The organism is Cylindrospermopsis sp. CR12 (assembly GCF_001432185.1).
Lineage (GTDB): Bacteria > Cyanobacteriota > Cyanobacteriia > Cyanobacteriales > Nostocaceae > Raphidiopsis > Raphidiopsis raciborskii.
This window is the reverse complement of the sequence record NZ_LMVE01000043.1, coordinates 20,687-34,375: the sequence shown is the minus strand read 5'-3', so window position 1 is coordinate 34,375 and position 13,689 is coordinate 20,687. Positions and strand designations below refer to the sequence as shown.

General features: G+C 39.1%; 11 protein-coding genes. All 11 read right to left on the bottom strand.

Translation table 11 applies throughout. The features are described 5' to 3' along the window. Positions 1-123 precede the first annotated feature (123 nt). Entirely contained in the window at positions 124-2,655 is a 2,532-nt protein-coding gene (locus ASL19_RS05935) for a type I secretion system permease/ATPase (protein WP_057177625.1), read from the bottom strand. Between the two features lie 115 nt (positions 2,656-2,770). After that, complete coding sequence (locus tag ASL19_RS05930) at positions 2,771-3,529, bottom strand: peptidylprolyl isomerase (RefSeq protein WP_057177624.1); 759 nt, start codon at positions 3,527-3,529, stop codon at positions 2,771-2,773. Positions 3,530-3,707: 178 nt separating this feature from the next. Beyond that, positions 3,708-4,466, bottom strand: a complete 759-nt coding sequence (locus ASL19_RS05925; protein WP_057177623.1) for a TIGR00297 family protein — start codon at positions 4,464-4,466, stop codon at positions 3,708-3,710. Between the two features lie 36 nt (positions 4,467-4,502). After that, positions 4,503-5,546 carry an agmatinase family protein gene (locus ASL19_RS05920; RefSeq protein WP_057177622.1) on the bottom strand — a complete coding sequence of 348 codons (1,044 nt, stop codon included), beginning with the start codon at positions 5,544-5,546 and terminating at the stop codon, positions 4,503-4,505. A 198-nt stretch (positions 5,547-5,744) separates the two neighbouring features. Beyond that, complete coding sequence (locus ASL19_RS05915) at positions 5,745-6,227, bottom strand: hypothetical protein (RefSeq protein WP_057177621.1); 483 nt, start codon at positions 6,225-6,227, stop codon at positions 5,745-5,747. 86 nt (positions 6,228-6,313) lie between these two features. Beyond that, positions 6,314-8,950: an alanine--tRNA ligase gene (gene alaS / locus ASL19_RS05910; RefSeq protein WP_057177620.1), complete on the bottom strand. Its 2,637-nt coding sequence runs from the start codon at positions 8,948-8,950 to the stop codon at positions 6,314-6,316. Between the two features lie 198 nt (positions 8,951-9,148). Further along, positions 9,149-9,817 carry a hypothetical protein gene (locus tag ASL19_RS05905; RefSeq protein ID WP_057177619.1) on the bottom strand — a complete coding sequence of 223 codons (669 nt, stop codon included), beginning with the start codon at positions 9,815-9,817 and terminating at the stop codon, positions 9,149-9,151. Positions 9,818-10,008: 191 nt separating this feature from the next. Next, a complete protein-coding gene (locus ASL19_RS05900; protein ID WP_057177618.1) occupies positions 10,009-10,797 on the bottom strand; it encodes a Nif3-like dinuclear metal center hexameric protein in 789 nt (262 codons plus the stop codon). A 143-nt stretch (positions 10,798-10,940) separates the two neighbouring features. Further along, positions 10,941-11,354: a secondary thiamine-phosphate synthase enzyme YjbQ gene (locus ASL19_RS05895; protein WP_057177617.1), complete on the bottom strand. Its 414-nt coding sequence runs from the start codon at positions 11,352-11,354 to the stop codon at positions 10,941-10,943. Then, a complete protein-coding gene (locus tag ASL19_RS05890; protein WP_057177616.1) occupies positions 11,351-12,439 on the bottom strand; it encodes a glycosyl transferase in 1,089 nt (362 codons plus the stop codon). The genes ASL19_RS05895 and ASL19_RS05890 overlap by 4 nt, the downstream gene beginning before the upstream one ends. Before the next feature lie 10 nt (positions 12,440-12,449). Beyond that, entirely contained in the window at positions 12,450-13,643 is a 1,194-nt protein-coding gene (locus tag ASL19_RS05885; protein WP_057177615.1) for an aminotransferase class V-fold PLP-dependent enzyme, read from the bottom strand. Positions 13,644-13,689 lie beyond the last annotated feature (46 nt).

Here is a 13,689-nt window from a genome sequence, read left to right as displayed (position 1 = left end):
TCTCGTTCCTCGACCCATTTCGCAATCGCTCTTTTCATTATAATTACCACATTTTTTGAGTTATGCATCATATTTGTTGTGTTTTAATCCACAAATGAAATATTGTTCCTGATTTTTCCAAAATTAAACACTCATTTGCTGTCTTTGATAGAGTGACCAGTATAGACCTTTTTGTTGTAGTAAACTTGGGTGATTGCCTTGTTCTGCGATAATCCCCTTTTCCATAACCAAAATTAGATCTGCACGCTTTAAAGGAGCAAATCTATGGGCAATTAAAAACACCGTGCGGTGAGCGGAAATTTTTTGTAAATTGGATAAAACCTGCTGTTCAGTTTCACTATCTAAAGCGCTAGTTGCTTCGTCTAGGATTAGAATTGGCGCAGGAGAAAGAAACATTCTAGCTAGGGCTATTCTTTGTCTTTGTCCACCAGATAAAGCTGTACCCCTTTCACCCACATTAGTTTCATAACCAAATGGTAATTGACTGATAAAATCGTGTGCAACTGCTAATTTAGCCGCCTCTACTACCTGTTTAGCTGTAATATCTGGATTACCTAAACTAATGTTTTCTAAAATTGATCCATTAAATAAAAAGTCCTCTTGTAACACCACTGCAATCTGTCCTCTTAAAGATGCTAGGTCACAACTTTTGAGATCAAAGCCATCTATTAAAATACGTCCCGATTCAATTTGATATAGTCTTTGTAGAAGTTTAGATAGGGTACTTTTACCAGAACCACTACGTCCCACAATCCCTATAAACTGACCTGGTTGGACTTGGAAAGAAATTCCCTTTAACACCGGTTCGGTGTGGGGACTGTAACGGAAAAAAACCTGTTGAAAACTAACTTCTCCTTTTAGTGGTGGTAGAACTAATCCCGTTCCCATTTCCGCTTCTGGTGCAGCATTAAGAATATCGCCAATTCTATCTACAGATAGTAAAACCTGTTGGAGATTTTGCCATAGTTGCACCAATCGTAATAAAGGTCCTGTTACTCTTGCTGATAACATTTGAAAAGCAATTAATTGACCTACAGTGATTTGGTGGTCAATCACTAATCTTGCTCCCACCCAAAGTATTAATAAGTTAGAAAAATTAGTGAAAAAATTGCCAATATTGCTACTGATATTGGAAGTTGTAGAAGCTTTAAATCCCGTACGGATAAACTTAGCAAATAGTCCTTCCCATCTTTCCCTAGCTACTGGTTCTGCTGCATGTGCTTTTACAGAATGAATAGCTGTAATTGTCTCTACCAAAAATGCCTGACTATCCGCACTACGGTTAAAAGTCTGATTTAACCAATTTCTTAAAATGGGGGTAGAAATAATTGTTAAAGCTGCAAATAGTGGTAAAACTGCTAGGGATACAAAAGTAAGAGTTATGTTATAGTAAGACATCAATGCCAAATATACTATGGCAAAAATACTATCCAGAATTACCGTTAAAGCTGTACCGGTTAAAAACTGTCGAATCTGTTCTAATTCTTGAACCCTAGCAACCGTATCTCCCACTCGACGAGCTTCAAAATATGCCAAGGGTAGACGCATTAAATGGCGAAAAAGTTGAGCAGATAAACTTAAATCTAACCTTCTTGCTGTATGGGTGAAAATGAAGACCCTTAAAATTCCTAAAACCGATTCAAAAACACTAACCAATAATAGAGCGATCGCCATGACATCGAGAGTTGCTAAACTCTCCTGTACCATAACTTTATCAATAATTACCTGGGTAATCAATGGTGTTGTTAAACCCAATAATTGTAAAGTAAGGGATGCTAATAAGACCTCACTCAATAACTTACGGTATTTCCAAATTGCGGGTGCGAACCAGGAGAGATTGAATTTTTCCTGTTCAGTAATTAATTCAGTTTGCCATAATATACCATCCCAGGATGATTCCACTACAGATTGTGTTAAACATTCACATTCAACACTCAGGGGGTTAGCAATAATTAAGTCTTCACCTTTGATTCCATAAACTACTACCCAGGTATGGGAGGATTTCCACTGTAAGAGAGCGGGGAAAGTTAATTGTTTTAAATCATTCCAGCTTACTTGAATTTTCCGGACTATTAAACCGATTTTTCCCCCAGTTTCTATTAAATTTTTGGGGGTTTCTCCTCCTAGTTGACGTTGCACCCAGTCTAGAGCTACGGGATTGTTTAAATATTGCATCACCATTGTTAGACAAGCGGATGCAGTGTTACCACTGGCTATAAAAGGATAGTTAGCGATGGTGGACTTAGTGGTTGATGTGCTCAGATTTGAAGACTCAATTAAGGTGGGTTGGTTTTGTTCTTCCTGATCAGACCAAAATTGATCGATTTGGGGGTGGTTGAACTCTTTCCATAAGGATGTCTCCCAATAAATAATTTTTACTTCTCTACTAGCAGCTACTGCTTTACAGTTTTTAAAAACTGGCTGCAAGTTGCCAAACCAGTCTCCATCCCCTAAAGTGACCACGGGTTTATTCATCTCGTCCCGCAATCGCACTTTACCACTAATAATAAAAAACTGATATCTCCCTGTTTCTTGTGACCAAATTTTTTCGCCCATTTGGTATTGACGAATTTCCGATTTACATTTTAATTCTGTTTGCTGATCAGCGTTTAACCAACAAAAAGGCAATTTTTTCCACTCTATAGCATCTAACACATTTAGTCTGACAATTTTTCAAGTTTGATGTTTGGTTTTATAATTGAGAATATTCACAAATATTCTCAATCATTCCGAATTATTTCCTAGAATTGACGGATACTTAATAAATCTCTTAACTGACTTGTAATTTTACGGTCACATTTTGAATCTTCTCTCCCAACCATTTTTCAAATAGCTCATTCTGTAATGATTGTTTTAATTGCACGTTTTCTAGGGAAGATAATAAGATATTCTCCAGTCTGAATAGGTTAAAAGTACCCTCTATTTCTATAGGTCCAATCAATTCTCCCATATTCGCTCCATCTACGGAAGCACGCAGTATATCTGGTAAACTACCACGACTAATAGGACCCATCATACCATTAAAGGTTTTTTCATCTGCTAAAGAATATTCTTTTGCCAGTTGTTCAAAACTACCTCCTTCTTGTATCTGTGTGTGCAACTCCTCCGCTAATTCTCGCGTACTCACCATAATTCGAGAAAGCACAACCCGATCTAAATAAATCTTCCTTTCGATAAAATATTCCGGTATTTTTGGCTCGGTAATTACTACCTTGAGTTTTTCTAGTTTGAAACTAAAACTCACGGATTCATAAAATGTTCCATAATCCGTACCATTGTTGGTTAACCAATTTTGAAACTGCTCTTGGTCTGTCAGTTGATTTTTTAACCTAAAATCAATTATTGCTTGCTCGATTAATGCTGTGCTAATATCTACATCATTTCTATTTTTTATCTCTTTTTCTAGTATATATTGCCTCACTACATCATTAATAAACTGATTGAGTCTACCAGAAACTTGTAAATAATTAACTACCTGAGAAAGTTCAATTTGTTCGTCATTGATTGTAAAAAATGATGAGGATTCCATAAAATTAATATGATGAAAATGTGACCAATCTATAGCTGGGTCTTTTCTTTAAATAATAGATAACTATTGGGGAAAATAAGGTTCATTATGATAAAGATTTTATAAATTAGTAATCAAGAAAATTTCTTATCTCTCCCCGCTCTCTTACATCTTCCTCTTTGTATTTATTTCAAACTGATTAAATTAATACTCTTTGAAAAACTACTGCTAATATCATTGCCACAATTGCCCCTATTAATGTATTGAAAATATTCACCACTTCATTAGTTAGCCACGTATATTTAGATTGCAATGTTGCACCAATTACACTTTCTAAATTAGTCGCAATAAATGAGGCGATCGCACACCAAAAAATTCCTGGCATATCTATTAAATTTACACTCCATCCCACAATGGCCACTAAAATTGAACCGACCATACCAGCTAGAGTTCCTTCTAAGCTAATTGCACCTTCTGTACCTCTGGGTACTGGTTGTAGGGTAGTGATTAAAAATGTACGTTTTCCGTATGCTTTACCTATTTCACTAGCAGTTGTATCAGATAATTTGGTGCTAAAACTGGCTACATAACCTAAGCATAGCAAATAACTCCAAGCGGGTAGTAATAATACTCCCAGGGAACATAAAGCTCCAATTAAAGCAGACCCCCAAACGTTTTCTGGACCTCGAGCACCAGAGCGTTTTTCCGCAATTCCCTGAACTTGTTTCTGTTTAATCCCAATGCGAGTCACTCCCGAACCAACAATAAAATAAAATCCCACTACTAAATATCCTGGCCATCCTAATGTTCCCCAGATGATCACACCCAATAACCAAGCATGACGAATACCCGCGGGGGTCAATAGTTTATTGGGGATCCTATCAACCAATGTCAGTAAAGCAGCGTTTAATGCTCCACCTGCTAACCAGGGATTAATGGTGTTGAATAGTTCTAACATGGTAAATCAGTTATAAATTATGGCTATCTAGGGTATTTAACCACAATCAGTATAGGTTAAGTGTAATAAATTCGCTAACTTATAAACAATTCTCGCACCTACGTTACCATCCCACTCCCCGTCACCAACCTCACACACATCAAAACCAATAATCTTTCTACCAGTTTTGACCACTTTCCTGAATAAACCATAAGCTTGCTCCAATTCCAATCCACCAGGTACGGGGGTTCCAGTGTGAGGACAAAGTTTGGGATCTAAACCATCAACATCAAAGCTGATGTAAACATGGTGGGGTAAATTAGCCACTATTTCTTCACATAGGTCATTCCAGGTTTTACCAGCATATTGCTGCTGTTTAATGATTGGGTCATAATAAGCCACAATGCGATTATTTGAACCTTTGATAATTTCTACTTCGTCAATACAAATATCCCGTAAACCAACCTGGACTAATTTGGATATCTGGGGTATTCCCAGTGCATTGAACATAATTGACCCATGGGAAAATTCAAATCCTTCATAAGCAGGTCTTAGATCTGCATGTGCATCTATATGTAAAATACCAAAATCAGAGTATTGACTCCCTAGAGCTTGTAAATAACCCAGGGGTGAACTGTGGTCACCACCAATAACCCCTACTTTTTTCCCCTGGGAGATTGTCTGTTGACACTGGTCAAATAACCACTTGTTCAAGTCTCTCCCTGCTTGGTTTACTTCCGCTAGTATACCGGTTAAGTCTGGCTCTGCTTTTAGAGCTTTACCCTCTGCTTGTCTTTGAATAATTTTGGCAGCTTGTTGACGATAATAATGATTTTTATCTAGAATATCTTGGGAGATTTCCATGAGAAAAATCCCTTGTTTCCAACCGTCAGGGTTATCAAGGTCAAATAAATCTATTTGGTAGGAACCATCCAAAATCCGCTGTGGTCCATTCCCAGTTCCAGTCCTGTATGAAACGGTTACTTCCCAGGGAACGGGGAAGATTATTAAATTAGCAGAATCATAAGTGTCTGGTAACCCTAACAGATTACCATTGATTTGTGCTATACCACTGGGATCGTAGTCTTGAATATTGCTCATGGTTATAGTTCATAGTTTTATGGTTTATTTTGCACGACTACTTAATACAACTCCTATACTACCATAAAGCAAAAAAAAGGTTTGGACCCTAGCCAAACCTCCAAAATTGCTGTGCTTAACAACGTACTCAACTAATTTATTCCCAGTTCTATGACAAATCAACTTTCTGGAGTATCTTGCTAAATCTATAGGAGTACGCTACTCACCAGAGCTTACCCAGCGTGCCACAGCCCGCCAATATGCTGCTAAAGGGGTCTGATAAATTTCTATAAATACCCAGATCACAATGGCTAAATGTAGCACAAAGGTCAACAAGGTCCAAATATAAGGTATCCAAAACAGCATGGGACTTGAGGGCAAATAATAAGCACTTATACCAATCAAGAATGTAGGAACCATGACAAAAGCTATCCCAGCTACAGCATAACCCCACCCCAACTCCATACCTTCTATTTGTCCTTGATTCCAATTATAACCATTCCAATGCCATATTAGGGGAGGTTGTCGGGAAGGCATTTTGACCTGCTGTGATTGTAAGTTGACCGTAAAAATTTCTTGACAAAAGTCACAAAACATTGCTTCCATTAAAGGCATATTTTCAATTTTACCAACGTGACAGGATGGACATGGGTATCTTTGATTAAAATTTAAAGGTCTAGAGACAATTGGTAAATCCTTCATCATACGTCCTCACAAATTATTAACCGCCCTATAAAGATCCCAATCCAACCAGGTCAATAGGAAATGCGATCGCCTGAAATCCTCAACTATTTCAAGGCCCTTAACAAATTATCTTTAGCACTTTCTAAAGCTTGTGGTAACTTACTAGCATCCCTACCTCCAGCTTGAGCAAGATTGGGTTTTCCACCACCTCCCCCACCACAGAGTTTTGCTATATTACCAACAAACTTACCAGCTTGCAAACCTTTTTCATTAACATCAGAACTAAATGCAGCAACTATACTGACCTTTCCAGGTTCGGGAATGGAAGCTAAAACCACTGCTCCATTGAGAATTTTTTGCAATAGTCTTTCAGCAGCATCCTTGAGGGATTCTGGATCAATATCGGTCATTTGTGCCACAATAATTTTATGTTCCCCTACTACCTGGGCGGTTTGTAGTAAACTGTCAGATTTAACTATAGCTAACTGGGACTTGAGATTTTGAATTACCTTCTCATTGTGGCGAAGTTCAGTTTGTAAAATGGTGATTCTATCGGGAATTTCTTCCGGTTTGACCTTAAATCGGTCACTTAGGTCCTTGACCACCTTATCGCGGACATTTAAATAGTCCAAAACTGCTGCACCTGATACTGCTTCTATTCTTCTGATTCCTGCAGAAACTCCCACTTGAGAAATAATTTTGAAAACCCCAATTTCTCCAGTGTTATTCACATGAGTTCCTCCACATAACTCCATAGAAACACCAGGGAAATCTATTACCCGCACCTGGTCACCATATTTCTCCCCAAACATGGCCACCGCACCTCTAGCTTTCGCTTCCGGTAATGGTAATATCTCTACCTGAGCTGGATGTGCTTGAGAAATCCAAGCATTTACCAGATCCTCCACCTGTTGAACCTCATCTTCAGTTAAGGATCTAGGACAGTTAAAATCAAATCGCAATCTGTCAAATGAAACTAGGGAACCTGCTTGAGAAATTCCTTCATCTACAACTTTCTTTAGTGCAGCTTGTAATAAATGAGTTGCGGTGTGATTAGATTGGGCGCGACGACGATTAGCACTGTCAACCTGAGCAGTTACAATATCGCCCACTCTCACCGTACCCCTTTCTATTTTGCCAAAATGAATAAAGAAGTCGGATTCCTTTTTCACATCTTCAATTCTGATTAAAACCCCGTCACCGGAAATATAACCTTGGTCTCCAACTTGTCCACCAGATTCTGCATAAAATGGGGTTTTATCCAGGACAATTTGTACGTTAGTTCCCGCTGGTGCTGCTGCTTGAGCAATACCTTCCACTAACAAAACGGCAATTTTAGCTGTTATAGCCAATTTTTCATAACCGATAAACTCGGTAGAGTGAATATGTTCTGCTAGTTTGTCTAGGGAACCCTGGACTGTTAAATCAATGGTTTCGTGTGCAGCTTTGGCACGTTCTATTTGCTTGTGCATTTCTGTATTGAACCCTTCAACATCCACCCTTAGATTTTGCTCTTGGGCAATTTCTTGGGTTAGTTCTAGGGGAAAACCGTAGGTATCATATAGGGTAAAAGCACTTTCCCCAGAAATGACAGTTAAACCCTGTTTTTTTACCTCCTGAATAATTTCCCCCAGTAGTTTTTCTCCCCTGTCCAAGGTTTTTAAAAAGTTACCTTCTTCCCGTTCTAATTCAGCTTTAATAACCGCTTCCCTTTGGCGTAAATGGGGATACACAGACTGGGAAAGGGAAATTGCCGTTTCTGCAACTTGATTGATAAATTCTCCAGGAATTCCTATTAATCTTCCATGTCTAACAACGCGACGAATCAAGCGACGTAAAATGTACCCCCTACCAACATTGGATGCACGAATGTCATCGGCAATCATGTGTACTACAGCCCGCACATGGTCACCAATAACTTTTAGGGAAACTTTGGTATTTTCGTCACTGTCATGATAGTTAATTTTGGCGATTTTCGCCGCAGTTTCAATAATGGGAAAAATCAGATCTGTTTCATAATTATTGGGAACTTTTTGGAGAATTTGTGCCATTCTCTCCAAACCCATGCCAGTATCAATATTTTTATTTTGCAAGGGTGTGAGGTTACCGGAAACATCCCGATTATATTGCATAAATACCAAGTTATAAAACTCGATAAATCTACTGTCGTCTTCTAAATCAATGTGATCATCTCCCAATTCTGGGTGAAAATCATAATAAATTTCTGAACAAGGACCACAAGGACCTGTCGGACCAGAAACCCAAAAGTTATCGTCAGCACCCATCCGCTTAATGCGTTTTTCTGGGACACCTACTTGTTGTTTCCAAATATTAAAGGCCTCGTCGTCATCTTCAAATACACTAACTACTAATCTTTCTGGAGGGAGTTCAAAAACCTGTGTGGATATTTCCCACCCCCAAGCAATTGCTTGTTCTTTGAAATAGTCACCAAAACTAAAATTGCCTAACATTTCAAAAAATGTGTGATGGCGTTTTGTCCTTCCCACATTTTCAATGTCATTAGTACGAATACATTTTTGCGATGTAGTAGCTCGTTTAAATTCTGCTGCGCGCTGTCCTAAGAATATGGGTTTAAACGGCAACATACCCGCAATTGTCAGCAGCACTGTGGGATCTTCTGGTACTAGGGAAGCGCTGGGGAGGGGTTGGTGTTGTCTTTGGGTGTAAAAGTCAAGGAATAGTTGACGAATATGGTTACCGCTAAGATACTTTGATGGCATGAGGTTTGATAAAATCTATTTCAGTTGATGGGGCCAATATGACTAAGTGGGTGGGTGGAATTAAATATAAGATTAACGTAGGTTGGGTTGAAGTATGAAACCCAACACCCGCACGGGTCTCGTTACTCGACCCGTCCTATAAATAATTGTGCCTCCCTACTTATCCTATGTTAATCTTATTTGATTGGTTAGTGGTGCTCAAGCAATCAATTTTTTGCACTCTTCCACATCCAATCTATTTCTCATAGCTTGAACTAGATTTTGGTAGGTCTGCCAATTTTGTTCCAGCAAGTTTTTCGCTTGTAATAAATGAAATCTTTGTTTCTGTTCAAAAAGTGTTTCTTGAAAACCTAGGACTGTCAAAAATTGATTTAATTTGGCTTTATCATCACCACCACCTTCTGCGGATTTAAAAACCAACAGTTCTGCTGCTATCCCGGCCATCCAGATAGTACAATATTTTTCCACCATAGAAACTCCTATTTTTCCTCGCTCTAATTGGGGAGCAATCTCATCGTCTCCTAAAATTATCCCTCCTTGTCCTGGTTGTCCAATTTTCCATGCTTCCCATGCGCTTAGGGTGTATCCTGTAACAGTGATTCCTGATAGATGGGCGACTAAAAAGTGTCCCGCTTCATGATAGATAATTCGCTCTTGATAGGTGGGGGAAAATCTCGCTAACCAATCTAAAAATATGGTTCCTCCCCTTCCCTCAAATCCAAAATTATCTAGGGTGGCAATTCCTAGGAATCCTAATATGGTTAGTGCAGGAATGGTGGGTGACAGGTGGATTAGTGGACCTAATAGGGTAGACAGGGTCATCAAAAAAACACAGATGGCTATTAGATTAATGGCGGTTTGATTCATGGTGCTAACACAATGGTTTATAAAAAAGAGTTTATAAAAAAGGGTTTAAGTGGGGAGGCACAATTATTTGTAGGATGGGTTAGGGTAACCCATGCGGGTGTTGGGTTTCATACTTCAACCCAACCTACGTTCATCTTATATTTAATTCCACTGACTCACTTAAACAGTTTATCAGAAATCTATTTAACTGGTCAATTCCAAAACTGCCGAAAATCTTCATCTTCATCGCTTAACTTGACCCATTCCAAATTCAAGGATTCTAATTTCTTCACTAAATAATCACAAGCTGGACGCTCTGTTGCATAATGACCAGCATCAATTAAAATTAACCCCTGATCTCTACTCTCTTGAAATTGATGGAACTTACAGTCAGCAGTTAAGTAGACTTGAGCTTTTGTTTTTACTACTGCGGAAATAAATCCAGCTCCGGATCCCCCCAAAACTGCTACTCTCCATATTTCTTCCCCAAGATTACCATGGGGTAAAAAAATTAGTCTTGGTGGTTTTAGTTTGGCTTGAATTATTTTCAGTAGTTCTTCTAGTTTTATAGCTGGATCTAATTTGCCTACTCTACCATAGCCTAAACCTAATTGTGTAGGGACTATGGGTAATACCTCTTTTAAATCTAAAATCTTACTTAAAACATCCGCCGTTCCATCCCCTACTTGATCAAAGTTTGTATGGGCACTATATATACCTATATTGTGGGTAAAAGCCAGCTTGAGGATTTCTCCTACTGGTTCCCCAACCTGTATGGATTTGAGTGGATGAAAAATCAGCGGATGATGGGCAAATACCAAGTTCGCTTTTAAGGCGATCGCTTCTTTTATTACTGCCAAGGTAGGGGTCAAACAGACTAATACTCGTGCCTTTTGTTCTAAAATTCCTGGTTGGATTTGCCAACCACAATTGTCCCAACTTTCGCTCCAAGCTGGATTTGCCCATTCTTCAAACCAGGTAATTAAATCCGCAATTTTCATCTATTAGGTTGAGGTTGATATAAGTAGGTGAGTGGAATTAAATATAAGATTAACGCAGGTTGGGTTGAAGCATGAAACCCAACACCCCCATGGGTCTCGTTACTCGACCCATCCTACAAATAATTGTGCCTCCCTACTTAGCTTTAACCGGAAATGTGAACCACTAACTCCCTATTATGATTATACTGACGGTGTTCCCAAATGTAAATAGCTTGCCATGTGCCCAAAACTAAATTCCCATTGTTAATGGGAATACTTTCACTAGTACGGGTTAAGACTGTTCTTATGTGTCCTGGCATATCATCTGGTCCTTCCGCATCATGTATGTAGTATTTACCTTCCGGGACTAGTTTCGACATGAAATTTGCCAGATCTGTCAACACATCAGGATCGGCATTTTCTTGAATAATTAGACTTGCTGAGGTGTGTCTCAAAAATAAGGTACAAAGTCCAGTTTTCACCCCGGATTCGGTCACAAGGGCTGCTATGTTTGCTGTAATATTCTGAAATGATTTACCTGTGGTAGCTATTCTTAGTAATTTTTGATAATGTGTCATAGACTGCTCTCTTGCAAATAATTGACTACTGCTTTGGCCAGGGTCTCATTACCATTCTTGTCTATGGGTTGTGATTGTTTCGGTGGTTGAGGTGATTCATACAGAAAATCCCAGTGTGCACCAAACAATTCTGGGGGTGCAATAATTTGATGGTGATGATAATTTTCAATTCCCTCTAATAAAAAGACCCCTTCAGCAAATTCATCACGAGGTATGGTGACAATGGGTACTCCTGAAAGTATGGATTCAGCAAAGGTACTATATCCCGGTTTAGACACTACCTTACCACAAATTGGCATGAAATCCACAGGACGATATTGGCTATTGCTCGTTTTAATTAAGTTGGGTAGATCCGGTGCTTTAGCGTCAGCAGTGATAAATTGCCAATCGGGAAATTTACTAATGTTGTGATATGGTATAGCTTGTATACCTAAACCTCCAAATGTTAATAAAATGGTTTTTTCTGGTGGGGTGTTTATTCCCCAATAGCTGCGTATTTCTTCTGGACTGAATTTGGGAGACCCCCCAGTTAAACCTATATCTATCACCTGGGGAAAAGCTGACATTGGTTCATGAAATGGCAATCGCCACAATAAGTTACTCTCATGATACCAATCTCTAATCCAGTGAGCAATTTCCGTGAATTCTCCCCCCCAGTCTTCATAAATAAAGTCCCAGCCAAAGTTACTAATCATCCAACAGGGAATATTCGCCGCTTTAGCAAATCCCGCTGCTAGAAAGGGAACATCTGCTAATATTAAATCAACCCGATTTTGCCTCAGAAAATTCACTTCCCTGGCAATTAGTGAGTTTTGCTGCTTTTTAATTTCCCTCAGCTTTTCTAAGGTTGCTGTTTTATCCATTGTTAAACTGTCAGCTTGAATCACACCTACATCAAATGCTACTTGTCTCCAGATAAAATCTCCCGAAATATAGGACTCTAACAACCATCTGGGTGCATTCGTAGCTAGAATTAGGAGCACATCAGGACACAATTTTTGAATTGTTGCTGCGATTGATGCACTACGAGTAGCATGACCAAATCCATGATTAGTAATACTTATATATACAATTGGTCTTTTCATATTAGTTAGTTTATGCTTGTGTAAACTTTTGGATGGCTACTATTAATTCATCCATTTCTGATTCTAAGGTCAAGTAATGAATACTCACCCGAATGCAGTTGGGGTTAGCAATTGTCCGGGTCAGAATTTTTGCCCCTGGGAAGGAAGATTCCAGATATTGGACTAATTTGCTACTAGGCTGATTATTGGTCATTTGAAAGGAAACTAAACCACTTGCAGGTGGGGAATCTTTTAAGCATTTGATGTGAGGTAATTCTGTTAGTTTTTGCCATAGATAGGCGCTTTTATGACAAATTTGTTCATACCTTTCTTCTCCTGTTCCCCATTCATTATGTGTGGCGATCGCCTCTCTTAAACCACTATACAATGGTACTGACAGGGTGGAAACTTCATATCTTCTACCATCCGGTTGCCAACCTATGGGTTGTGCTTGTGAATTGGTAATTACTCCATCTAAACCAATAAAAGTCGGATGTAATTGTTCCCTAGCTTGGGGATGGACATACAAACCTCCCACACCTGCAGGACCGCATAACCATTTATGTCCAGTAAAAGCATAGAAATCTACCCCCAGTTCTGTTAAATTTGTTAGATTATTTAAAGGGAGAACTCCCACAGACTGGGCTCCATCCACCAACAACAAGCAATTATTTCCCCTACTGGGTTCCTTACACAACTTGACTATTTTGTCAAGAGGTAAAACTTGACCAGTATTCCATAAAACATGACTTAAAACCACCAATCTGGTACGAGGTCTTAGATTTTCGCTAATAACACTTACAGCGTCTCCCATGTTTAAAGTCTCCATTAAAGGACAGGTGGAAACCTCTACCCCAAATCTCCGACTAATTTCTTTAGCACTCCCAATTACTCCCGGGTGCTCACAGTCGGAAATTAGTAAGTGGTCTCCCACTTGCCAATTGATTCCCCACATACTAATGTTACAGCCAACCGTGACATTCCCCGTGAGAGTAATAGTATCTTTTGTTACTCCTAAAATAGAGGCGATCGCTTCTCTGGTAGACTGCATTTGAGGTGATATCCAGCTATAAACCTCAGCTCCAAAAGGTCCCATTTCCTGGATATATTCTTGGGTGCGGGTGACAGCATCTATTGCGCTTTGAGGCATTGGTCCTTGTCCCCCATAATTGAAGTAAATCTTGTTTGTGAGAGCTGGAAACTTTTGGCGATGGTGATGCAACATAAAAGTACCCGTTAAAACGGTTCTAGGAAAGGTTAGGGAAAAAGTT